This is a genomic window from Streptomyces sp. NPDC088923 (genome assembly GCF_044749745.1).
Lineage (GTDB): Bacteria > Actinomycetota > Actinomycetes > Streptomycetales > Streptomycetaceae > Streptomyces.
This window is the reverse complement of the sequence record NZ_JBIVIO010000001.1, coordinates 1203507-1226164: the sequence shown is the minus strand read 5'-3', so window position 1 is coordinate 1226164 and position 22658 is coordinate 1203507. Positions and strand designations below refer to the sequence as shown.

At 74.2% G+C, this 22658-nt stretch carries 16 protein-coding genes, 1 tRNA gene and 1 pseudogene; 13 read left to right on the top strand and 5 right to left on the bottom strand.

Going from position 1 to position 22658, the window contains the following annotated elements; genetic code table 11:
* Positions 1-242: 242 nt before the first annotated feature.
* The 3 genes from aspT (ACIP4O_RS05795) to ACIP4O_RS05785 are packed head-to-tail and all read left to right on the top strand — an operon-like array spanning position 243 to position 5321.
* Positions 243-1922 carry an aspartate-alanine antiporter gene (gene aspT, locus ACIP4O_RS05795; RefSeq protein WP_401571905.1) on the top strand — a complete coding sequence of 560 codons (1680 nt, stop codon included), beginning with the start codon at positions 243-245 and terminating at the stop codon, positions 1920-1922.
* Positions 1919-3622, top strand: coding sequence for an aspartate-alanine antiporter (gene aspT, locus ACIP4O_RS05790; RefSeq protein ID WP_401571902.1), 1704 nt, complete (start codon positions 1919-1921; stop codon positions 3620-3622). Before aspT (ACIP4O_RS05795) ends, aspT (ACIP4O_RS05790) begins: the two co-directional genes overlap by 4 nt.
* 22 nt (positions 3623-3644) lie before the next feature.
* Positions 3645-5321 (top strand): bifunctional aspartate transaminase/aspartate 4-decarboxylase, encoded by a 1677-nt coding sequence (locus ACIP4O_RS05785; RefSeq protein ID WP_401571899.1) that lies wholly within the window; start codon positions 3645-3647, stop codon positions 5319-5321.
* Between the two features lie 150 nt (positions 5322-5471).
* On the opposite strand, the gene ACIP4O_RS05780 is transcribed toward ACIP4O_RS05785, so the two are convergent.
* Positions 5472-5645, bottom strand: coding sequence for a CsbD family protein (locus ACIP4O_RS05780; protein WP_164287404.1), 174 nt, complete (start codon positions 5643-5645; stop codon positions 5472-5474).
* 208 nt (positions 5646-5853) lie between these two features.
* A complete protein-coding gene (locus tag ACIP4O_RS05775) occupies positions 5854-6609 on the bottom strand; it encodes a response regulator transcription factor (protein WP_401571895.1) in 756 nt (251 codons plus the stop codon).
* Positions 6610-6766: 157 nt separating this feature from the next.
* Here ACIP4O_RS05775 and ACIP4O_RS05770 point away from each other — a divergent pair, with 157 nt between their 5' ends.
* Positions 6767-7621 (top strand): spermidine synthase, encoded by an 855-nt coding sequence (locus ACIP4O_RS05770; protein ID WP_401571892.1) that lies wholly within the window; start codon positions 6767-6769, stop codon positions 7619-7621.
* Positions 7622-7861: 240 nt separating this feature from the next.
* Here ACIP4O_RS05770 and ACIP4O_RS05765 read toward each other — a convergent pair whose 3' ends face one another.
* The gene (locus ACIP4O_RS05765) at positions 7862-8251 is read right to left on the bottom strand and encodes a hypothetical protein (protein ID WP_361331550.1); all 390 of its coding nucleotides are present in this window, start codon (positions 8249-8251) and stop codon (positions 7862-7864) included.
* A 320-nt stretch (positions 8252-8571) separates the two neighbouring features.
* Between ACIP4O_RS05765 and ACIP4O_RS05760 the strand changes: the two genes are divergently transcribed.
* Positions 8572-10092, top strand: a complete 1521-nt coding sequence (locus tag ACIP4O_RS05760) for a hypothetical protein (RefSeq protein ID WP_401571889.1) — start codon at positions 8572-8574, stop codon at positions 10090-10092.
* 159 nt (positions 10093-10251) lie between these two features.
* Here the strand turns inward: ACIP4O_RS05760 and ACIP4O_RS05755 are convergent, their stop codons facing one another.
* Positions 10252-10857, bottom strand: a complete 606-nt coding sequence (locus ACIP4O_RS05755) for a histidine phosphatase family protein (protein WP_401571886.1) — start codon at positions 10855-10857, stop codon at positions 10252-10254.
* Between the two features lie 427 nt (positions 10858-11284).
* Here ACIP4O_RS05755 and ACIP4O_RS05750 point away from each other — a divergent pair, with 427 nt between their 5' ends.
* The 7 genes from ACIP4O_RS05750 to ACIP4O_RS05720 all read left to right on the top strand — a co-directional run bounded on the left by ACIP4O_RS05750 (position 11285) and on the right by ACIP4O_RS05720 (position 17736).
* Positions 11285-12310, top strand: a complete 1026-nt coding sequence (locus ACIP4O_RS05750; RefSeq protein ID WP_401573840.1) for a phosphatase PAP2 family protein — start codon at positions 11285-11287, stop codon at positions 12308-12310.
* Entirely contained in the window at positions 12231-13463 is a 1233-nt protein-coding gene (locus tag ACIP4O_RS05745) for a hypothetical protein (RefSeq protein ID WP_401571883.1), read from the top strand. The genes ACIP4O_RS05750 and ACIP4O_RS05745 overlap by 80 nt, the downstream gene beginning before the upstream one ends.
* Complete coding sequence (locus ACIP4O_RS05740; protein ID WP_401571880.1) at positions 13463-15055, top strand: hypothetical protein; 1593 nt, start codon at positions 13463-13465, stop codon at positions 15053-15055. Before ACIP4O_RS05745 ends, ACIP4O_RS05740 begins: the two co-directional genes overlap by 1 nt.
* Positions 15052-16416: an AAA domain-containing protein gene (locus tag ACIP4O_RS05735; protein ID WP_401571878.1), complete on the top strand. Its 1365-nt coding sequence runs from the start codon at positions 15052-15054 to the stop codon at positions 16414-16416. The genes ACIP4O_RS05740 and ACIP4O_RS05735 overlap by 4 nt, the downstream gene beginning before the upstream one ends.
* Before the next feature lie 110 nt (positions 16417-16526).
* A complete protein-coding gene (locus ACIP4O_RS05730; protein WP_361331516.1) occupies positions 16527-16868 on the top strand; it encodes a hypothetical protein in 342 nt (113 codons plus the stop codon).
* Positions 16869-17024: 156 nt separating this feature from the next.
* Entirely contained in the window at positions 17025-17672 is a 648-nt protein-coding gene (locus tag ACIP4O_RS05725; protein WP_401571875.1) for a hypothetical protein, read from the top strand.
* Positions 17663-17736: transfer RNA gene (locus ACIP4O_RS05720), tRNA-Lys, on the top strand. The genes ACIP4O_RS05725 and ACIP4O_RS05720 overlap by 10 nt, the downstream gene beginning before the upstream one ends.
* Positions 17737-17813: 77 nt before the next feature.
* Here ACIP4O_RS05720 and ACIP4O_RS05715 read toward each other — a convergent pair.
* Positions 17814-19016: a M6 family metalloprotease domain-containing protein gene (locus ACIP4O_RS05715; protein WP_401571872.1), complete on the bottom strand. Its 1203-nt coding sequence runs from the start codon at positions 19014-19016 to the stop codon at positions 17814-17816.
* Positions 19017-20509: 1493 nt separating this feature from the next.
* Between ACIP4O_RS05715 and ACIP4O_RS05710 the strand changes: the two are divergent.
* Positions 20510-22519, top strand: a pseudogene (locus ACIP4O_RS05710) (putative bifunctional diguanylate cyclase/phosphodiesterase); the annotation flags it as partial.
* Positions 22520-22658 lie beyond the last annotated feature (139 nt).

Genomic DNA, 22658 nt, shown 5'->3' with positions numbered 1-22658 from the left:
GAGGGGGGCCCGGACGGTGAACACACCGCGTCAGGGCGAGCAGCGCACCGCGTCGGGACATTCGGCGCACCGCGTCAGGGCGAGGAGGGCACCGCGTCGGGACGTTCCGCCCCGTACAAGCGGCGCCCCCGCCCCCCGTCCCCGTACATCCTTCCGCCCCGCGCGCCCCCGGGCTCCCTCGCCCCGCGCTGCTAATTTCTCCCTTATGCCCGAATCATCCTTCAACTGCCCCGGCTGAGCGTATGGGGATCATCCGCGACCATCCCGAACTCGCCCTCTTCCTGTGCCTCGCCGTCGGTTATCTGCTCGGCAAGCTGCGCGTCGGGCCGATCACGCTCGGCGGCATCTGCGGGACGCTCATCGTCTCGCTGCTGCTCGGCACGCGGCACGTCTCGGTCGGGGACGACGTCAAGACCATCTTCTTCGCGATCTTCATCTTCGCGCTCGGCTACATGGCGGGCCCGCAGTTCTTCGCCAACCTCAACCGGCGCGGGCTGCGCTACGGCGTGCTCTCGTTCATCGAGCTCGTGACGGTGCTCGTCATCGCCTACCTGATCGCGCAGCTCTTCGACCTCGACATCGGCACCGCCTCCGGCATCCTCGCCGGGGCCGCGACCGAATCGGCGGTCGTCGGCACGGCGACCGAGTCGATCGGCAAGCTCTCCGGGCTCACGCAGCACCAGATCAGCGAGTATCAGGGGCACGTGGCGACCGCGTACACCGTCTGCTACCTCTTCGGCCTCATCACGATCGTGCTCTTCACGAGCCAGATCCTGCCGATCCTGATGCGCATCAACCTCGCGGACGCCTCGCGCGAGCTGTGGGCGAAGATGCGCGGCGACGTGCCGGCGCTGGAATCGGACGAGCGCGAGGCGCTGCCATCCACGGTGGGCCGTACGTACCTCGTCACGCACGCGGACGGGAGGACGGTCGGCGAGATCGAGGAGGCGAGCGGGCAGCGGGTCACGGTGGAACGGGTCAAGCGCGGCGGCAAGATCCTCACGCCCGATCCCGGTCTGCGGCTCACGCTCTCCGATCTCCTCCTCGTCGTCGGGCGCCGCGAGCCGACGATCGAGGCGGGGCGGCACATCGGCCCCGAGACCGGCTCCGTGCCGGGCCTCGACTCGCCGCTCGCGACCCGGCAGATCTCGCTCACGGACAAGGCGACGACCGGCAAGACCGTCGATCAGCTCCAGCACGACCACCCGGAGTTCCTGCGGGACGGGGTATACGTCACCGATGTCGTACGCGGCGATCAGGACCTGCCCGCCGCCGCGGAGACCGTGCTCAGGCGCGGGGACGTGCTGACCCTCGTCGGGGCGCGCTCCGGGCTCGACAAGCTGACGAAGAAGCTCGGTTCGGTCGTCAAGAACTCGAGCGCCGACTTCATCTACATCGGCTTCGGCATCGCGCTCGGCTCGCTCCTCGGGCAGGTCATCGTGCGGATCGGCGACATCCCGCTCTCGCTCGGCACGGGCGGCGGCTGTCTCGTCTCGGGGCTGATCTTCGGCTGGTTCCGCAACCGCAGCCAGACCTTCGGCGCCTTCCCGCCCCAGGCGGCGAGCACGCTCAAGGACCTCGGCCTCGCGGTCTTCATCGCCTGCACGGGGCTCGACTCGGGGCCGCAGGCGTGGCCGCTCATCAAGCAGTACGGGGCGCTGCTGCCCGTCGCCGGGATTCTCATGGTGCTCATCCCGGCCTGCCTCTCGCTCTTCGTCGGGCTCAAGCTGCTCAAGCTCGACAAGCCGCTGCTCATCGGGGCCATCGCGGGCCAGCAGTGCTCGACCCCGGCGATCACCGCGATCACGCAGGTCTCGAAGAGCTCCGTACCGCTCATCGGCTACACCATCACCTACACCCTCTCCAACTTCCTCCTCCCCCTCACCGGGCCGATCCTCGTGGGAGTCCTGGGGTCCCGATGATCGATTTCCTCAACCGCGACATCTTCCGGCCCTATCCGGAGCTGCTTGTCTTCATCACGGTCGCTTTCGGCTTCTTCGTGGGCAAACTGCGATACAAGGCGATCGCTCTCGGCAGCGTCACCGGCTGCCTGATCGTCGGGCTGTTCTTCGGCGCCCAGTTCAAGGTCGCCATCGATCAGACGGTGAAGAACCTGTTCTTCACGATGTTCCTCTTCGCGCTCGGCTACCGCGTCGGGCCGCAGTTCTTCCGCGGCCTGAAGAAGGACGGGCTGCCGCAGGTGCTCAACGCGCTCCTCGTGTGCCTCTCGGGGCTCGGCATCACGTGGGCCTTCGCGAAAATGCTCGGGTACGGGCCCGGGCTCGGCGCGGGGCTGCTCGGCGGGGCGCTCACGCAGTCGGCCGTCATCGGGGTCGCGCAGGACGCCATCTCGCACCTGCCCGGCCTCTCGCAAAGCCAGCTCAAGGAGCAGTCCGACCTCGTCCCGATCGCGTACGCGGTGACGTACCCGCTCGGCACGATCCTGTGCGCCCTCCTGCTGGCGAACATCCTCCCCAGGATCTACCGCGTCAGCATGGCGGACGAGGCGGCGCGGCTCGCCCGTGAGCTGGACGCGCCCAACGAGAACCCGGATCTCGGCGAGGGCTACCAGGAGATCGTCCTGCGCGCCTACCGCCTGGAGCGGCCCGATCTCGTCGGCCGCACGATCGAGGACTTCGAGCGGCAGCAGGACCACCTAGGCCACCGGATCTACCTCACGCGGGTGAGGCGCGAGGGGAAGATCCTCCCGCACGACCAGGAGCTGAAACTCAAGCACGACGACACGCTCGCCGTGAGCGCGCTGCGCGGCGCGCTCGTCGACTTCGACGCCCGCACGCACATCGGCCCCGAGGCGGACGACGCCGATCTCCTGCACTACGACACCGAGTCGCTGCACGTCGTCGTCTCGGAGAAGGAGCAGATCGGGAAGACGATCGCGGACCTGCGCGAGGAGCGCTTCATGGTCGGCGTGTACATCGACGAGATGTACCGCTCGGGCGCGCCGTACCCGTACCGCCTCGCGACGAAGCTGAGCCGGGGCGACACGCTGGTCCTCAAGGGTCCCGAGCGGCTCGTGCCGGCCGCCGGGCGGGCGATCGGCAAGCCGGTTCCCACGAGCTTCGCGACGGATATGGTCTGGGTCGGGCTCGGCATCTTCCTGGGCGGCTGCATCGGGATTCCCGCGCTGACCCTCGGCGGCGTGCCGATCTCGCTCTCGACCTCGGGCGGGGCGCTCATCATGGGGCTCGTCTTCGGCTGGATCAGGGGCCGTTACCCGACCTTCGGGAACGTGCCGCCCGGCGCCCAGTGGTTCATGGACACGCTCGGGCTGTGCCTCTTCATCGCCGTCGTCGGCCTCAACGCGGGGCCGAGCTTCACGAGCGGCCTGGCGGAGGCCGGGTGGGGGCTGCTGCTCTTCGGCGCGATCGCGACGCTCGTGCCGCTCCTCGTCGGCTTCTTCTTCGGCCACTACGTGCAGCACCTGCGCTTCCCGATCCTCATGGGCGTGCTCGCGGGCGGCCAGACCACGACGGCCGCGATCGGCGCGGTCAACGAGGCGTCGAAGAACCAGGTGCCGACGCTCGGCTACACGGTGCCGTACGCCTTCAGCAACGTGCTGCTGACCATCTGGGGCGCGGTCATCGTCCTGCTCAATCACTGAGAAGAACCAAGGAGTCGTACGCATGAACCAGCCCGCATCCCGCGCCGTCGACCACTCCTCCGGCTACAGCCGCGAGCAGATCCGGCGGTACGGGCAGCTCAGCCCGTTCGAGCTGAAGAACGTCTTCGTCGACCTCGCCCAGCACAAGCAGGAGGACGAGCCGGGCCAGAAGGGCACCTCGCAGACGCAGATGCTCAACGCGGGCCGCGGCAACCCGAACTGGGTCGCGACCGGGCCGCGCGAAGCCTTTCACGCGCTCGGCTACTTCGCGCTGGAGGAGTCCAAGCGCGTGTGGACGGCCGACAACCTCGGCGGGATGCCGGAGGCGCGCGGAGCGGGCGAACGCTTCGGCTCGTTCCTGCGCCGCCACCCCGAACTCCCGGGCGTGGAACTGCTCGAACGGTGTGTCGAGGAGGCGCTGCGGCGCTTCGGGCTCGACGAGGACACCCTCGTCCACGAACTCGCCGACGGCATCACGGCCGACAACTACCCCGTGCCCGACCGCATCCTGCCGTGCGCCGAGCGGATCATCCGCGGATACCTCGGCGAGGAGATGTACGGGGGCACGCTGCCCGAGGGGAACGTGAGCCTCTTCGCGACCGAGGGCGGCACGGCCGCGATGTGCTACATCTTCGACTCGCTCCTGAAGAACGACGTCGTCAAGAAGGGCGACCGCATCGCGCTCATGGTGCCGGTCTTCACGCCGTACATCGAGATCCCCGAACTGGACACCTTCGACTTCGATGTCGTCCTCGTGCGCGCGAGCATGTTCGCGGAGGAGGGGGTGCGCGAGTGGCGCTACCCCGAGGAGGAGGTCGCGAAGCTCGCCGATCCCTCGATCCGGCTCGTGTGCCTCGTCAACCCGAGCAACCCGCCCTCCCTCGCGCTGAGCGAGCGGGTCAGGAACCAGCTCAAGGAGATCGTCGCGGGGCCGAACCCGGACCTCGTCGTCGTGACGGACGACGTGTACGGGACCTTCGTCGAGGGCTTCGTCTCGCTCGCCTCCGACCTCCCGCACAACACGCTGCTCGTGTACTCGTACTCGAAGCACTACGGGGCGACGGGCTGGCGGCTCGGCGTCATCGCGCTCCACGACGACAACGTGATCGACAAGAGGATCGCCGCGCTGCCGCAGGAGGCGAAGGACCGGCTCGCGAAGCGGTACGGGACGCTCACCCTCGAACCGGGGAAGATGCGGTTCATCGACCGCATGGTCGCCGACTCGCGGGACGTCGCGCTCAACCACACGGCCGGGCTCTCGACGCCGCAGCAGGTCCTCATGACGCTGTTCTCGCTCTTCGACCTGCTCGACGAGGGCCAGGCGTACAAGCACCGCATCCGCCGCATCGTCGCCGACCGGCTCCGGCTCCTTCTGGAGGGAGCGGAGATGAAGATCGCCGAGGACCCGCTGCGGGCCGGGTACTACATCGAACTCGACCTGCTCGCCGAGGCCGAGCGCACGCGCGGCCCCGAGTTCGCGCGCTACCTCCAGGACACCTACGAGCCCATCGACCCGCTCTTCCGCCTCGCCGAGCAGACCGGCGTCGTCCTCCTCAACGGCGGCGGCTTCGACGGCCCGGAGTGGTCGGTACGGGTCTCGCTCGCGAACCTGGACGACCTGGACTACCTGCGGATCGGGCACTACGTGCGGGCCGTCTTCGACGAGTACTACGAGGAGTGGCAGCAGGCGAAGGACTGACGCCGGCCAGCAGGCGGGCGGGCGGGGCATACGGGAAACGGGTGGTGGCCCCGGAAGAGTCCTCCGGGGCCACCACCCGCGAGCGGGACCGCCAGGCGCTCCGCGCTTCCCTCGGTCCGGCCGGACGAACCGGCCGGACACGAGGCGGCGTCAGTCCTTGGCGATGTCCTTCATCTTCTCCTTGGCCTGGCGGGCATCGCCCTTGACCTGGTCGGCGCGGCCCTCGGCGGTGAGCCGCTCGTTGCCGACCGCGCGACCAGCCGTCTCCTTGACCTTGCCCTTGGCCTGCTCGGTCTTCGCCTGGGTCTTGTCGTCCGCGGCCATGTCGCGCTCCGTCCGTTTGGTCCAGTAAGTTCCGTCACAAGCCGGGTGCCCGTGGTTCGCGAGGGAAAACCCGCGCGTCCGCGGAAATCCTCCGGCGGTCCCGTCCACGGGGTGGAGCCGTCCCACCGGGCGGGTGCGCCGGGGGCGTCGGGGCGCGCGACGGCGGCCGGTATCTCGCGGGCGGCCCTGGCGGTATCTCGCGGGCGGGTCAAGCGCGCGGCGGCAGGGGCAGGGTCGGCGGCGGGGGCGGTACGGGCAGGGGCGGTGCGGGCTTCGGCTCGCGCACGGGGGGGTCCAGCTTCACGCCGACCCCGCGCAGCGTGTGCAGGTAGCGCGGGGTCGCCGCCGTCTCGCCGAGCTTGCGCCGCAGCCAGGACAGGTGCACGTCGATGGTCTGGTTGTCGCCGTAGGACTGCTGCCACACTTCGGCGAGGAGCTCGCGGCGCGGGACGACCACCCCCGGACGGCCCGCGAGGAAGGCGAGGAGGTCGAACTCGCGGCGCGTCAACTCCAGTACCAGGCCGTCGAGTTCGGCTCGACGGCGTAAGGGGTCGATGCGCAGCCCGCCGACCGTGAGGACCCCGGCGGGCTCCTCGCGGATCGGCCGGGAGCGGCGCAGCACAGCGGTCATGCGGGCGAGGAGGTGGACGGCGGAGAAGGGCCTGACGAGGTAGTCGTCCGCGCCGTCGTTGAGGAGGCGGACGATCTCCGCCTCGTCCTCGCCGGCCGTGGAGACGATGACGGGCACATTGGTGAGGCCGCGCAGCATCCGCAGCGCCTCGGCCCCACCGAGGTCGGGCAGGCCCAGATCGAGGACGACGAGATCCACCTCGTGCTGGGCGACCTCGCGCAGCGCCTCCAGGGCCGTGCCCACGCTGCGCACCGCGTGCGCGGCCTCCGACAGGTGCCGGATCAGGGCCGAACGCACGAACGGGTCGTCCTCCACCACGAGCACACGCGCCATAGGCAGGGACGGTAGCCCATGCGGCGGGCGGGGGGACCCCGAAAGGGCCCAAACGGCCCTAGCGGGTGAGTGGTTGGCGCGATAAGGACGGGGGGGCCGCCGGTGCGGGACGCCCGTGACCTGCGAGGGCTCGGCGCCGTCCCCGTACCATGCCCGGATGGCACGGAAGAGGAACGAGGCCGGGCGGCTCACGGCCGAGGTGGCCGGCGGGCGCGCGGAGCTGGTCCCCGAGCGCGGGCGCGCGCGGGCCTTCACGCTGACGCTGGACGGGGCGCCGCAGTCGTACGTGGATCTCGACGCGCCCCGGCACCTCGACTTCGCCTACCAGCGCCGCATCGGCCACCTCGCCGACCTGATCGCCCCGGCGGGTCGCCCGCTGCGGGTGCTGCACCTCGGCGGCGGCGCGCTGTCGCTCGCGCGGTACGTGGCCGCGAGCCGCCCGCGCTCGACGCAGCAGGTCGCCGAGGTGGACGCGGCGCTGACCGCCTTCGTGCGCGAGCACCTGCCGCTCGACCCGCAGGCGCGGGTACGGGTACGGGCCGCCGACGCGCGCGAGGTGCTCGGGAAGCTCCCCGAGGAGTGGGCGGACCTGATCATCGGGGACGTCTTCGCGGGCGCCCGCACGCCCGCGCACCTCACGAGCGTCGAGTACCTCGGTGAGATCCGCCGCGTCCTGGCCCCGGCGGGCACGTACGTCGCGAACCTGACCGACGGCCCGCCGCTCGCCTTCCTGCGCGGCCAGATCGCGACGGCGGCGGAGGTCTTCCCCGAACTCGCCCTCGCCGCCGACCCCGCCGTGCTGCGCGGCAGACACTTCGGCAACGCGGTCCTCGCCGCCTCGGCCGCCCCGCTCCCCCTCGCCCCCTACACCCGCGCGGTCGCCTCCGACCCCCACCCGGGCCGGGTCGAACACGGCCGCGCGCTGCGGGACTTCACGGGCGGCGCCGCGACGGTACGCGACGACACGGCGAAACGGTCACCGGCACCGCCGGACGGGGTGTTCGCTCAGTAGGGGCGGCAGGGGACCGGGCCGAGCGGGGTCGGGACGCGGGGGAGCGGGGAGCGGGCCCCGGGCGGAGCGGGGAGCGGGCGTTCGGGGACTGAGGCGTTCGGGAGCTGAAGCGTTCCGTGGGGGCCCGGTGCCGCTGGGACGGGGTCCGACTGCCGTCGGGTCGGGGACCGGTCGCCGTCGTCCGAAGTCCGGCCGAGGGCCCGCGTCCCGGGCCCGCGCGGTCGACGGCCCTCCGCGGGGTCAGCTCCTGCCGTCCGCCGCCTCGATCGTGCGGGCCGCCTCGCCCAGCGCGTGGCGCAGGACCGCGGGGTCCGTGGACTCGCCGCTCTCCTCGGGTGGCAGCAGCCACGTACCCGTCGCGTTGCCCGTGTGCCCGCAGGCGTCCGGCGGGGTCGTGAGGCGCAGTCCGCGCCCGGCGGTCTCCGTACACGCGCTGCCCGGGACGTCCCAGCCGCGCGCGGTCCCCTCGGGGACGACGAAGCCGAGCGTCTCGCACGGGGCGTCGTGCACGACGGGGCCGAGCAGCGGTGTGCTGCGGCGCAGAATGTCGACCGCTTCCAGCCCCTGGCGCACGGGGACCGTGACGAGGTCCCAGGCGGGAGGCGGGCCCATCGGCGGCTGGGCGGACATCGGATCGGTGGACGCAGTGGACTCCGGCACGGGAACCCCTCCTTGGTCGCTGCGAAGCCTGGGGGCACCTCCCGGCCGCCAGGCCGGGGGCGGGCTCCTCGTTCCCCGCACCGTCCAACGCGCACACCCCGTCAGGGGCTACGGCACGACACCACCGGGAAGCATGGCATTTCATGGCGGATCACGGCCCGCCCCTCCTCTGTCACGAACCGCCTGTGTCGATTCGGTCACAGCGGGTATCTTTCTGCTCCGTCGGAACACGCGTGGCCCCGGCTCTCCGGGCGCCACGCCCCGACCCCGTACCGCACGAAAGGCCGGTCATGACCTCGTCGGCACCGCAGCCGCTTTCGTCCCAGGAGCCTGCCGCGCAGCGGGGCGCCACCTCGCTCCCACAGGTGCCGAACTCGCCCCCACAGGTGCCGGAGCAGCGCGTTCCACGGCCCAACACGGCCTTCCGCGCCCTGCGCGGGCGGCTCTCGCCCGGGGAGTTCGCGGCGCGGGTGCGACGGGCGGGACGGGAGATCGGCGAAGCGGTCTCGTGCGACGCGCGGTACATCGGGCGCGTCGAGGCCGGAGAGATCCGCTGCCCGAATTACGCCTACGAACGAGTGTTCCTGCACCTGTTTCCCGGGCACACACTCAGTGACCTCGGTTTCGCTCCGCGCGAGACGGTACGGGGACGCAGAGCGGCACGCCCCGCGCCCCCCGACCAGCACCCGCCGTACGCGCCGCCGCGACCGGGCGCGCCGCAGCCGACCGGGCACCGGTACGCGCCCGGCGACGGCGAGCCGTACCGACACGACGAGGAGAGCGACGTGCACCGTCGCGCATTCATCGGTTCAGGGGCGGCGACGGCCGGCGCGCTCGCGGCCGGACTCCTCGGTACGGGCGGGGCGGCGGCGGCCGTGCCGCGCATCCCGGCGCTTCCGGGGCAGCGGGCGGGCGAGCGGGAGGTCGCCGCCGTCGAGGAGGCCGTACGGGAGATCAGGCGCCTCGACGACAGACACGGCGCGGGCCGGATCTTCCAGCACGCGGCCGGAGCGCTCCGCAGCGCCCACGCGTTCCTCGACGCGGGCACCGCGCGGCAGTCCACGAGCGACAGACTGCACGCGGCGGCGGGCGAGCTGTCCATCTCGGTGGGATGGCTCGCGCACGACTCGGGCCGTTACGCCGACGCGCGCTCCCACTACGGCGAAGCGCTCGCGGCGGCCCGCCTCGCGGACGACGCGGGCCTGGAGGCGCACGCCTTCTGCAACTCCGCCTTCCTCGCGCGCGACGCGGGACACCCGCGCGAGGCGGTGCGCGCGGCGCAGGCGGGGGCGCGGGCCGCGCGGCGGCTCGCCGCACCGCACCTCCTCTCGCTGCTCGCGCTGCGCGAGGCGAGCGGGCGCGCCGGGCTCGCGGACCGCGCGGCCTGCGAGGAGGCGCTCGCGCGCGCCCACCGGCTGTACGCGAAGGGGCCGGGGCCCGACGACCCCGAGTGGCTGCTCTGCTTCTACAGCGAGGCGGAACTCGACTGGCTCGAAGCGCAGTGCTGGAGCAGCCTGGACGACTGGCCCCGCGCGATCGCCCACGCCCGCCGCGCCGCGTCCCACGCCGCGACCCGCACCCCGCACCTGACCCGCAACCAGGCCCTCTACACCGCCGAACTCGCCCAGAACCTCAGCGCGGCCGACCACCCGGAGGAGGCGGCGACCACCGGCCGCGCCGTCCTCCGCCTCCTCGACCGCCAGGTCCGCTCCTCCCGCGTCGACGACATGCTCCGCAGGACACGGGGGCGCCTGGCGCGGTACGGGGGCGGGGGAAGCGGGGAGGTGGCGCACTTCCTGGCGGCGGCCTGAGCCACCCGAGCCCCACAGGCCCAAGCAGCGTCGGCAGAGCCGAAGGGAGCGCGACGGTGTCGAGGCGCCCGTCGCGCGCAGGTCGCGAGGAACGAGTGACCGAGCACGTCGGGTGACTCGACACCGGCACGGGCGCTCCCGGAGGCGAAGCCGACGCCATCAAAAGAGGTGCGAGGAGTCGTTCCACGTGTCGATCGCCGGGCGCCCGTACGCCCAGTCCAGTACCGAGAGCGACGCCGGTGCCAGCCTGATCCGGGCCCCGAAGTCCAGCGGCTCCCCCAGCCAGCGCGCGCACACCGCGCGCAGTACGTGGCCGTGGGCGAAGAGCACCACCGTGCCGCCCACGGCCCGCGCCCACTCCACGACCGAGTCCACGCGGTCCGTCATCTCCGCGACCGACTCGCCGCCGGGCGCCCCGTCGCGCCACAGGAACCAGCCGGGGTCGCGCTCCTGGATCTGGGCCGGCGTCAGTCCCTCGTACTCGCCGTAGTCCCACTCCATGAGCGCGTTCCACGGCTCGGCGCGCCCGCCGAACCCGGCGACCTCGCAGGTCTCGGCGGCGCGCGCGAGCGGGGAGGTCCGCACCACCGCGTCCGTGAGCCCGGCGAAGGGCTCCCCGCGCAGCCGCTTGCCGAGCAGCGCCGCGTCCCGCCGGCCGTCGTCGAGCAGCGGGATGTCGGTGCGCCCGGTGTGCTGCCCGGAGCGGGACCAGGCGGTCTGCCCGTGGCGGACGAGCAGGACGCGGGCGGCGGGCGACGATGACATGACGGGGTCTCTCCTGTACGAGTGCGGGACGGGGCGCGGGGCGTACGGCTCGACGGCGCGCCGCCCCATCATCGCGCAGTCCCCGGCGCCCGCTCCGCGCGGGTTCGTCCCGCTTGGGCGGGGTGCCCGTGTTCTTCGGGGACCGCGTGATCTTTTCGGGGAAACCCCGGGAGAACCGCCCTGAAAGCCCACGTGGCGCGCGAGGATCGCACGTCACGGGGGCCACCCCCGTCACAAGGCCGCATCCGTACGTAAAGTGGGCCGCCGCGCCAAAGCGAGGTCTGGGTGCGGCGGGCGCGGGCACCCGGCCTGGAAGCGGCGGAGCGAGGAGAACGAGCGGATGCAGCAGACGGAGGCCCCGGCCCCTCTCGGGCCCGGCCCTGTACGCCGGAAGCCGGAAGGAGCGTCCGCCACCGCGGACCCCGCGATACCCGCGGGCTCGGCGACATCCGCGGACCCCGCCGTACCCGCGGGCCCCCGTATACCCGCCGAGCCCCCGCCACCCGCACGTCCCGTGCGGCTGCGCTGGTGGAGCGAGATCTGTCTGCTCGCGCTCCTGTACGGGGTCTACTCGGCGGGCCGCCTCTTCGCCCGCGGCGACGTGCGGGACGCGATAGGCCACGGCCTCGCCGTGCTCCGCGTGGAGAAGTTCTTCCACATCAACCTCGAACACCCGCTCAACCGCCTCTTCACCCGCGAGCCCTGGCTCGGCATCCCGGCCGACTTCTGGTACGCCTCGCTGCACTACCTCGTCACCCCGCTCGTGCTGATCTGGCTCTTCCGCGCCCGGCACACCGTCTACCGCGCCGCCCGCACCTGGCTGATGACCTCGACGCTCATCGGCCTCATCGGCTTCACGTTCCTGCCCACGTGCCCGCCCCGGCTGCTCGCGGCGGGGCACGGCTTCGTCGACACCATGGCGCAGTTCAGCGACTGGGGCTGGTGGGGCGGCGAGGCGAGCGCGCCGCGCGGCCTCGGCGGCATGACGAACCAGTACGCGGCGATGCCGAGCCTGCACGTCGGCTGGGCCCTGTGGTGCGGCTTCCTGCTGTGGCGCCACGCGCGTACGCGCTGGATGCGGGCGGCGGGCATCGCGTACCCGACGATCACGGCGCTCGTCGTGATGGGGACGGCGAACCACTACCTGCTCGACGCGCTCGCGGGCGCGGCCGTGATGGGCGCCGGAGCGCTCCTGACCCGCCCGGTGCTGCGCGGCGCGGCCCGGGGGCGGGAGTGGCTGCGGTCCCGGCTGCCGCGGCGGCTGCGCCCCGTACTGCTCGCGGGCGGGACCGCGTACACGGTGGCCATGGGCGCGGGCGGCGAGGGTGTCGTCGGTGGGGGTGTTGTCAGTGGGGGATGCGAGACTTCGCCGGGTGAGCGAATACCCCAGCAACGACCCCCGCACCGGCTCCCCGCCGAGCGCCCCGGCGGGGCTGCGGCGGCGGCTCGCTGAGCTGCGCGGACCCGGGACGGCGCCACGCCCGCTCGACGCCCGCGCGCTCGCGGCGCTCGCCGCCAACCCGGGCTGCGACCGCCGCGCCCTGCTCGACGGCGCGGGCATCGACAAGAACGCCCTCGCCACCGCGCTCGGCGCGCCCTCGGACGCCGGGCAGTCCCAGTTCGCGTTCATGCGCGGCAACGCCTTCGAGGCGCGCGTCAAGGCGGACGGCGGCGCCGAACTCCTGCGCCTGACGCACGCGCTGCTCGGCGGCGGCCCCGAGCCGACGTCCGTGTCCCGGCACGTACCGGATCTCGCCGGGCGGGGCCCCGAGGCGCGTACGGAGCGGACGGCGCGGGCGCTGCGCGAGGCGGCCGGGCGCGAGGGGTGGACGCTGCTCGACCACCCGATGCTCGCCCTCGACGTGGCGGGCTCGCCCGCGTACCTGGAGCCGGACGCGGTCGTCGTGGCCCCCGACGGCACGTGGACGGTCGTCGAGATCAAGTCGTTCCCGATGATCGACGGCGCGGCCGATCCCGCGAAGGTGGGCGCGGCGGCGCGGCAGTCGGCGGTGTACGTGCTGGCCCTTGAGGGGCTGGCCGAGGCGGTTCCCGCGGCGCGCGTGCGCGAGAGCGTGCTGCTCGTCTGCCCGCGCGACTTCTCCAACCTCCCCACCGGCGCCCCCGTCGACGTCCGCAAGCAGCTCTCGGTCACGCGCCGCCAGCTCACGCGGCTCACGCGCGTCCCCGACCTGCTCGCCGCCCTCCCCGAGGGCACGGTCCTCGACCCGGCGCTGCCCGCCGAGGAGTTGCGCTCGGCGGTCGCCGCCGTGCCCGCCGCGTACGCCCCGGAGTGCCTCTCCGCGTGCGAACTCGCCTTCCACTGCCGCGCCTCGGCCCGCTCGGGCGACGAGGTGACGGCGCTGGGGCGGGCGGTACGGGGCGAGCTGGGCGGGCTCGCGACGGTCGGCGCGGTCCTCGCCGCGGCCCACGGCGAGACGGGCGACCCGGCGGACCCGGCGGTCGCGGCGCTGCGCCGGGCGCACCGGCTGCGGGGGGAGGCGCTGGGCGGCGTCGGTGGCGGTACGGCTGCGGAGGCGCGCGGTGCCCTTCCGGTGGCGGCGCCCCGTACCGCGCCCGGCGGCGTCCGCGCCGGGGAGGCCGCCTGATGTCACTCATCGCCACTCTGGCGCGGCTCGAAGCGGTGCGCGCGGGCCGCGCGCAGCCGCTCGCCACGCGCCTGCACCGGCACCTGTCGGACCGGCCGCTCGTCCTCGTCCCGCTCACCACGGCCGGTGAGACGGGCGCCCCGCTCGGCGCGCTCGTCGGGACCGAGCGCGAGCGCCCCCGGCTGCTGTACGTGCCGCAGCCGCGCGACCGCGAGCTGCGCTTCGGCTTCCTCGCGGCGCTCGCGGCCGAAGTCCTCCCGTACGTCGAGTCGTTCGCGAGCGACGTCGAGACGGTCGAGCGCAAGGAGACCGAGCCGGAGACCGGCAAGAAGGTCACGGTCGAGGCCGAACTGTGCCGTGACGCGCCGCAGTTGCTCGTACCGAGTACGGCGGGCATCGAGTTCGTGCGGCTGCTCGGGCGCTCGATGCGGTTCCGGCGGACCGCCGAGCAGGACCCCGACGAGCCGTATCCGGCGCCCGCGCGGGTGCCCCTGCTCGGGCGGTGGCTCACGCACTTCGCGGAGCGCGCGCGGGTGCCGGGCTCCGCGCTGCTGCTGCCGATGACGGGGCTGCTCGGGCGGCACTGGGCGACGGGGCAGAGCCGGATGGAGGAGCAGCACCTCGGCGCGCTCCTCGGCTGGCTCGACCCGCCCGAGGGGAGCGACGGCGCCGCCGCCGCGCTCGCCGCCGAGCTGGAGCGGGACGAACAGGGGCAGTTGCGGCACCCGCCGGCGGGCCCCGCGACCGATCCCGCCTTCGACAACAAACTCCTCGCCCCCGCGATCGAGCGCTACGACGCGGCCCGCCCGCACTTCGCCGCCGCCGAGGACCCCGAGCGGGCCGACGCGCTCCTCGCCGCCCTGCACGAGGCCGAGCACGCGATCGGCCGGCTCGTCCTGCGCGCGACCCGGCCCACGTGGGACGCCGTGTGGCAGGGGCTCGACCTGCTCCGTACGCTGCCCGAGGCCCCGTACGCGGCCGAGCGCTGGACGCGCGACCGGCTCTCGTACACGAGCCACCGCGACCGCCTCGCCGCGGGCGAGCCGCCGCAGCCGCGCCGCGACGACGCCGTGACCGCCGCGCGCAAACTCGCCGCACGCGAGCGCGAGCAGGCGCGGCTCGACGCGCAGGAAGCGCTCGACGACCCGCTCGTCATGGCCGAACGGCGGCTCGCGGGCGAGGCGTTCCACGGGTACGTCGAGTCCGTCGAGATGACGTACACCGAGGGGCGCAGGCCGCGCCCCCGGCCCGTGCTCACCGTACGCACCGAGGACCTGCCCCAACTCGCCGAGCGGGCACCGGTGTTCCGGGTGCTCGAAGGCAAGCCGCAGACCGCCGACTTCACGGGGCGCACCGAGGACGGGGCGCTGCTGCTCACCGTGCGGGACCGGATGGGGCGCGGCGCGGAGCCGGACGCGGGGTCGGTGCCGGCCGCCGGGGAAACCTTGTGCTTCACGCTCTTCCCGCACGATCAGCGGCCGGGGCCCGGACTGCCGGACGCGGAGGCGACGCCGTGGACGCACGGGGGCCCGCCGGGCGGGGCGCCCGTGGCCGAGACACCGGACGCGGTGACCGAGGAGGACGTGCTGTGACGGACGCCGAGACTTTCGCTCCCGGGGCGGGGACGGACGAGAAGACCTTCGATCCCGGGGCGGAGGCGGCGCGCGCGACCGAGGCGATCCTCGCGGACACGCTGCACGGGACGCACCGGGGTGTCGTCGTGGACTCGCCGCCCGGCGCGGGCAAGTCCACGCTCGTCGTGCGCGCCGCGCGCGAACTCGTCGCGGCCGGGCGGCGGCTGATGATCGTGGCGCAGACGAACGCGCAGGTCGACGACCTCGTGCTGCGGCTCGTGGCGAAGGACCCCGAACTGCCCGTGGGGCGCCTGCACAGCAGCGACCAGGACGCCTACGACGCCGCGCTCGACGCGTTCCCGCAGGTCGTGAAGTCGAGCCGGGCCGGGGACCTCGCGGAGCTGCCGGTCGTCGTGTCGACGGCGGCGAAGTGGGCGCACGTGCGGGACGTCGAGCCGTGGCCGCACGCGATCGTCGACGAGGCGTACCAGATGCGCTCGGACGCGCTCCTCGCCGTCGCGGGCCTCTTCGAGCGCGCCCTCTTCGTCGGGGACCCGGGACAGCTCGACCCCTTCGCGCTCGTGGGCGCGGACCAGTGGGCGGGCCTCGCCCACGACCCCTCGGCCTCCGCCGTCGCGGCCCTCCTCGCCCACAACCCGGAGCTCCCGCAGCACCGCCTCCCGGTCTCCTGGCGACTGCCCGCCTCGGCCGCGCCGCTGGTCAGCGCCGCTTTCTACCCGTACACGCCCTTCCGCAGCGGTACGGGTCCCGGCGAGCGGCACCTCGGCTTCGCCGGGCCCGGCGACGGCTCCTCGTACGACGCCGTGATCGACGAGGCGGCGGCGAGCGGCTGGGGGCTGCTCGAACTGCCCGCGAAGCTCACGCCCCGTACCGACCCGGAGGCCGTCGGCGCGATCGCGCGCCTCGTGCGGCGGCTCCTGGACCGCGAGGGCACCTCGGTCTCCCCCGGCGAGGACGCGGTGCCGCTCACGGCGGCGCGGATCGCGGTCGGCACGGCGCACCGCGACCAGGCGGCGGCGGTACGCGAGGCGCTCGCGGCGCTCGACGTCAGGGACGTCACCGTGGACACGGCGAACCGGCTCCAGGGCCGCGAGTACGACGTGACCGTCGTCCTGCACCCGCTCTCGGGCCGCCCCGACGCGACCGCCTTCCACCTGGAGACGGGCCGCCTGTGCGTGCTCGCCTCGCGGCACCGGCACGCGTGCCTCGTGGTGTGCAGGGCGGGGGTGGCCGAACTGCTGGACGCGCACCCTTCGACGGAGCCGGTGCGGCTGGGGGTCGAGCTGCGGTTTCCGGACGGGTGGGAGGCGCATCACGCGGTGCTCCATGAATGGGGGCGGCATCGGGTGAGCCTGTGAAGGGGCGGGCCGCTTATGGGGCTCCGCCCCAGGGTGAGGGGATGCGCAGGCACGGGGGTTGTGGGGCGGGGGACAATGGGTTACCCGTACGTGCGATGGAGGAACTTTCTATGGCGGAGCCCGAACGGCGACCGCGGCTGCGTCCCGCGCCGCTGCTCCACGAGCCGAAGGAGGTGGCGGCCGATCCCGAGCACTTCTTCGACCTGGAGGCGATCGAGGACCCGCGCCGGCTGCTCGACCGGGCGACCGAGCTGAGCCACGCCTTCCGCGCCGCCACCGACCGCGCGATCGAGTACCAGGCCATCGCCGCCGCGCAACTCGCCGACCCGCGCCGCTTCGACCGCCTCTCGGCGGCCTCGATCGGCGAGCGGGCGCAGTGGACGGAGGATTACGCGCGGAAGATGATCGAGTTCGGGCGGGACCTGCTCAAGGGGGAGCCGGAGGAGGGGTGACATCTCCCGCGCGGGGGCCGGGTCACGGGGGTCGGCGGGTGCACGAGTGCGGGGCATATGCCGAGTGACAGGGCACGGTACGCCCGTACGGCAGGTCTTGTCCCCGTTTCCGCGAACTCCGTCCGCCACGAGAGCGGACCGGGTGACCGTGGGGGCATGACGACGAGCAGCACGGAGTGGAAGCGGAGCGCGGAGCGGGAGCGGAAAACGGAGCGGGAGCCGCGCGCACAGCGGGAGCGGCGCGGCGGCACGAGAGCGGCGGAGGCGGTGCGGGACTCGGACGGGGTCCGCTGGCTCGCGCGTGCGACGCCCGACCCGGAGGCGACGCTGCGGACCTGGTCCGCTCAGCCGCACGCCCCGCTCCGCCTCCCCTGCGGCACCACCTTCGACCTCGTGAGCGCTCCCCTGCTCTTCGGGCGCCGCATGGTGGAGCGGCTGTGGGCCGAGGGCCCCGGCTGCGGCCCCCTCGCCGAGCGCGGCGACCGCCTCCTGCTGCTCGCGCGTCCCGGCACGGCCGACCGCCTCGCCGCGCTGTTGCGCTGGGAGCAGTGGGGCGGCAGCCCCCGTCACCCCCTCCCACCCCTGCTCTGCCACGGCCGCGGCGACCTCGCGAGCCTGCCGCCCCTGGAACGCGCGCTTCCGGGCGCGAGCCGGGACCGCTGGCTGGTGCCCCCGAAGGGCACGTGCCCCTGGCTCCCGGGCCCGGAGGTCCTGCTGTGGGCGGCCCGGACAGGTGTGCGGATATCGATTTCGCACCCCGCCGACCAGGGTGCTAATGTCTACGACGTCAGCAGGCGCCGCTAGCTCAGTTGGTTAGAGCAGCTGACTCTTAATCAGCGGGTCCGGGGTTCGAGTCCCTGGCGGCGCACAGACGGAGAAGGCCCCCCGAGCGATCGGGGGGCCTTTTCGTCGCGCTCGCCAGGGCCTTCGGCGGGGGCTCCCGGGTCAGGAGGGGCGGACGCGGACGGTCCACTCGGCGTCCGGCGTCTTCGCCTCGACCGTGATCCTCAGGTCGCGCCCTGGAACGGTGTACGTCTCGCCCACGCCGAGCGGCGCGTCGGCCAGGCCGGGCTGGACGGAGCGGCTCGCGCAGCCCTCCGTGCCCGGGTGCGCGTCGTAGACCTTGACCGGGCCCTGCGCCGAGGCCGTGTCGGTGCGCACCTCGTAGACGAGGACCCCCTCGGCGCACGTCGTCGCGTCGTTGCCGCGCGCCGTCCGCACCTCGATCGCGAGCGCCCGGTACGCGCCCGTACGGACCACGGCGAGCCGCGGCGCGCCGCGCATCCCCCGCGGCAGCGGGGCCGCGAGCGGGGCGAGGTCCACGCGGCTGTCGCCGCCCGCGGGCAGGCAGGCGACGTGCGCGCTGTCGAGCCAGCCCAGCTTCCACTTGTGCCAGCCGAAGAACTCCGGGGCCAGCGCGAACTGGCTGCCCATGAGGTCCCAGTCCCCGACGTGGGTGTCCCAGTCCCCCTTGCCGTCCGCCGGGCGGCGGTAGAGGTCGGGCAGGTCGAAGACGTGCCCCGTCTCGTGGGCGAGCACGTTGTGGTCCGGCGGGTGCTGCTCGAAGACGGTCACGAAGCGGCGCAGATCCGTCCCGTCGGCGCGCAGCGGGGTGCCGAGATTGACGACCTTCGTCGCGTCCGAGTTCACCCCGGGCGCGTCCGGGTCGGCGACGAGGTACACGACGTCGTACTTGCTGAAATCCGTCCCGGGGTCGGCGGCGGCGAGCGCGTCCCGCAAGTACGCCGAACGCCCGCCGTCGCCCCAGTCCCGCTCTATCGCGTACGCGCTCGCCGGTCGCGGCATCCGCACCCAGCCGGGCCGCACGTGCGGGACGAGGCGCATGCGCCCGTACGAGGCGCGCGCGTAGAAGTCCGTCGTCGCGGGGAAGTAGTCCCGGCTCAGTTCGCGGGGCGTCGCGTGCGGCGTCGCGCCGGGGAACGAGAGGTACACGAGTACCGCGTCGAGCCGCCCGGCCGGACGGGGGTAGGCGGTGTTCCAGGTGTCGAGGCCCTCCGAGTGGTGCACGCCCGTGCGGGGCAGTACGCAGGGACCGGAGCGCAGCCCGGCGAGCGCGGGCGCCGGAGCGAGGACGAGGGCGCCCGAGACGAGCGCGAGAAAGGCGGTCGTGGCCGCCCCGAACCGCATGCGCCACGAAAGCCCCACGCCGCCGCGCCCGCCGCCCGCGCCCCACCACGCGCCGCTCGCGGCGGTCTGCGGGGCCCGGGGCCGGGGGACGCGGTGTTCTGGGCGTGGTCGGTGGCGAAACACGCCACTCACCCTGCGGCGTCATAAGTACATATGCACTGTTTGTCTGATCTACGTGAGCGAAGGGCCACCCGCTCGGCCCTTCACCCACCGCCGTCCGGGGGACCCGGCGGGGGGAGCCCAGGCCGTGCGGGGGCAGCGGGCGCGGGGCCGGAGTCGTGGCGGCCGGGGGCGCGTGAGTCGCGGTGGGGGCGCGCCCGGGGACGCGACCAACGATGCGGTAAAAGTTCAAGCTTCACGCAGCGTCGTCTACGCGCCTTGAACGCACACTTCCGCCCTCCACCTCCACCAGAAGAAACGGGAGCGAAAGGAAAGCGCTCAACTCCGGTCGCCTGCCGCGTGGCACCCCCGAATGGCCGCTGCGACAGCCTCTGACCCGCATCTATGATCGGCACACTTTCCAGCACGGACACCCTGGCCAACGGCGGGAGCGAGCGGTGAACGGACCCCCCGAACAACCTCCAGCCCCCACCCGAGCGGGCACGTCCCACCCCTCCGCCCCACCCGCCTGCGACCAGGCTGCGCACCACCCGCCCCCGGCGGCGGACGCCGAGCCAGCGAGCCCCCGCGAGGCCGGCGCGCACCGGGAGGCCACCGCCTACCGCGAGGCCACCGCGCACCGGGAGGCCGGGCAGCGCGAGGCCACGTACCACGACACCGCCCGCCACGAGGCCGCGTACCGTCCGGCGGAACCGGCCTGCGGGACGGTGCGTGGCCTCGGCCCGGAACCGGCCCGGGCCGAGGCCACGTCCTCCTGGTGGCCGCTTTCCGCCCCACTGCCGGCCACCTCCCGCGCGCGCACCCCGGCCCCGCTCCAGCCGCCGCACCCCTACGAGCGCGAGGCCCCGGCCCGGCCCGCCGCCGAAGCGCCCCGCCGGGACCCGTCCCCGCACTCCGGGCACCGCCCCGCCCGTCCCCGCCACGCGGCCCCCCGCGAACGCCTCGGCGCCGGTCGCCACCTCACCGTCCTCGCCGAGGGCCTCCCCCTCCTCCCGGTCCACCCCCTCCCACGCACCCAGGCCCGGCCCCACCCCGAGGACCGCACCCCTCCCCCCGCACCGCTCCCGCCCCCCGCACCCGGGACGGTCCCCCCTCCCGGCTCCGCCACCGGTCGCGCGATCCCCCCGCCACCGGCGCCCGCCCCCGCCGGGAGCGCCGCGCGGCAAAGCCCCGTCCCCCCTCCGCAAAACCCCGTCCCCCCCTCCTCCACCGCACCCGCCGAGTCCACCCCCCGGCACACCGCACCCCCCGTCCCCTCTCCCGAGGACGCCCCACCACCCGGCCCGGCGCCCCGGACCACCCCTCCACCGGTCTCCGCGCCCCGGCCCCCCGCACCCTCCGGCACCTCGGGCCAGGACTCGCCGCACCCGGACTCCGCCTCCCCCTCCCCCGCCTCCCGGGCACCCGCACACCACACCCCCGCCCAAGCACCCGCGCCCGCCCAAGCACCCGCGCCCCCCGACCCCACCACCCACCGCGCCGCCTTCGACGCGGCCCCGCTGCCGATGGCCCTCGTCGACGAGACGGGCACCATCACCGCGGCCAACCCCGCCCTGCACCAGTACCTCGCCCTCCCCGCCGCCTCGCTCCCGGGCCGCCCCCTCACCCACCTCACCGCCCTCGGCCTCACCCCGCACACCACCCCGGGACTCCCCGAGGTCTTCAGCGGTCGTCGTCACCACCTCGTCTGCACCCGGCGGCTGGCCTCGCCCCAGGGTGGCGAGTCCTGGGCCGAACTCCGCCTCGAACACCTCGCGCCCGCGCGCGGCGCCCTCCTCACGGTCCGCGACACGAGCCTCGGCCACGAGCTCAGGGCCCGGCTGCGCAGCGCCGAACGCGAGGACCCGCTCACCCGGCTCGCGAGCCGCGCCCACTTCCTCGACCGCCTCGCGGACACGCTGGAGGAGCACGGGCTGCGCGGCGGCCGCGGGCGCGTCGGCCTGTGCGTCCTCGGCCTGGACGGCTTCCGGCACGTCAACACCGCCCACGGCCACCCCGTCGGCGACCACCTGCTCCGCGCGGTGGCCGCCCGCCTCGCCCGCCTCGCCCCGCTTCTGGCGTCCGCGCACGGCGAGGCCCCCGTACTCGCCCGGCTGGGCGGCGACGAGTTCGCGCTCCTCGTCCGCGAGGTCCGCGAAGGCCGCGAAGGCCGCGAAGGCCGCGAAGGCCGCGAGACGACGGAACCCGGGCAGCTCGCCGAACTCGCCACGACCGTGCTGCGCGCCTTGCGCGAGCCGTACGACATCGCGGGGCGCCGCCTCTCCGTCTCCGCCTCCGCCGGGGTCGCCGAGCTGCCTGCCCGTGAGACGAGTCCCGCCGAGCTGATGCGCGCCGTCACCACCGCGCTGGGCTGGGCCAAGGCAGAGGGCAGGGGCGGGTGGGCCCTGTTCGACCGCGCCCGCAGCGAGGACGGCGCGCATCAGGACCTGCTCGCCACCGCGTTGCGGCCCGCCGTGCGCGACGGCGAGTTCGAGCTGGAGTACCAGCCCCTCGTCGCCCTCGCCGACGGCACCCTGCACGGCGTCGAGGCCCTGGTGCGGTGGCGGCACCCCCGCTTCGGCAGGCTCGCCCCGAACCGCTTCATCGACGTCGCCGAGCGGGACGGCTCCATCGTCGAGCTGGGCCGCTGGGTCCTGCGTACCGCCTGCGCCCAGGCCCGCAGCTGGCAGCTCGCCCGCCCGGGAGCGCGGCCCCCGTACGTGAGCGTCAACGTCACCGTGCGGCAGTTGTGGGACTCCGATGTCGTGGGCGACGTCGCCGAGGTGCTCGCCGAGACCCGGCTGCCGCCGTCCCTGCTGCAACTGGAGCTGACCGAGTCCGAGGTGGTCGGGCAGACCGGCCGTCCCCTGCGGGCCCTCCAGGAACTGAGCGACATGGGGGTGCGGATCGCCATCGACGACTTCGGCACCGGCTACTCCAATCTCTCCTACCTCAGTCGCCTCCCCGTCTCCGTCCTCAAGCTGGACGGTTCCTTCGTGCGCGGCTTCCCCTTCTCCGGCTCCGCCCCGGAAGCGGAGACCCCGGCGACCACGACGGCCGCCGCCCCCGGCTCCCCCGCCGCCCCCGGCTCCCCCGCCGTCCCCGGCTCCAGGGACCGGACGGCGGCGACCGTGATCGCGGGCGGGCCCGCCCGGGCCACCACCGCCGAGGGGCGACCGGCGGACGAGGTGATCGTGGAGGCCCTGGTCGGCCTGGCCCACCGCCTGGGTCTCACCGTGACGGCCGAGTGCGTGGAGACCAGGAGCCAGGCGGAGCGGCTGCGGGCGATGGGCTGCGACATGGGGCAGGGCTACCTCTACTCGCGCCCCGTACCGGCCGAGCGGATCGGGGTACTCCTGGAGACCACGGGGCGCTGTCCGGGCTGGACCACCTCCTCCTCGTGAGGGCACGGAAGGGCTCGTGGAGGCTCCTGAGGGCTGGAGGTGGTCCCCGGCCGAGAGCCCGCGGGTGTCCGAACTCACCCGTACAGGTGAAATTCATCCCTCATAGGCGGGAATCCAAGCCGTAAAGCTGCCGTCGCCC

Excerpts from the sequence above, each read along its gene's own strand:
- aspT (WP_401571905.1), top strand. The coding sequence starts at position 243 with ATGGGGATCATCCGCGACCATCCCGAACTCGCCCTCTTCCTGTGCCTC.
- aspT (WP_401571902.1), top strand. The coding sequence starts at position 1,919 with ATGATCGATTTCCTCAACCGCGACATCTTCCGGCCCTATCCGGAGCTG.
- ACIP4O_RS05785 (WP_401571899.1), top strand. The coding sequence starts at position 3,645 with ATGAACCAGCCCGCATCCCGCGCCGTCGACCACTCCTCCGGCTACAGC.
- ACIP4O_RS05780 (WP_164287404.1), bottom strand. The coding sequence starts at position 5,645 with ATGGCCGCGGACGACAAGACCCAGGCGAAGACCGAGCAGGCCAAGGGC.
- ACIP4O_RS05775 (WP_401571895.1), bottom strand. The coding sequence starts at position 6,609 with ATGGCGCGTGTGCTCGTGGTGGAGGACGACCCGTTCGTGCGTTCGGCC.
- ACIP4O_RS05770 (WP_401571892.1), top strand. The coding sequence starts at position 6,767 with ATGGCACGGAAGAGGAACGAGGCCGGGCGGCTCACGGCCGAGGTGGCC.
- ACIP4O_RS05765 (WP_361331550.1), bottom strand. The coding sequence starts at position 8,251 with ATGTCCGCCCAGCCGCCGATGGGCCCGCCTCCCGCCTGGGACCTCGTC.
- ACIP4O_RS05760 (WP_401571889.1), top strand. The coding sequence starts at position 8,572 with ATGACCTCGTCGGCACCGCAGCCGCTTTCGTCCCAGGAGCCTGCCGCG.
- ACIP4O_RS05755 (WP_401571886.1), bottom strand. The coding sequence starts at position 10,857 with ATGTCATCGTCGCCCGCCGCCCGCGTCCTGCTCGTCCGCCACGGGCAG.
- ACIP4O_RS05740 (WP_401571880.1), top strand. The coding sequence starts at position 13,463 with ATGTCACTCATCGCCACTCTGGCGCGGCTCGAAGCGGTGCGCGCGGGC.
- ACIP4O_RS05730 (WP_361331516.1), top strand. The coding sequence starts at position 16,527 with ATGGCGGAGCCCGAACGGCGACCGCGGCTGCGTCCCGCGCCGCTGCTC.
- ACIP4O_RS05725 (WP_401571875.1), top strand. The coding sequence starts at position 17,025 with ATGACGACGAGCAGCACGGAGTGGAAGCGGAGCGCGGAGCGGGAGCGG.
- ACIP4O_RS05715 (WP_401571872.1), bottom strand. The coding sequence starts at position 19,016 with ATGCGGTTCGGGGCGGCCACGACCGCCTTTCTCGCGCTCGTCTCGGGC.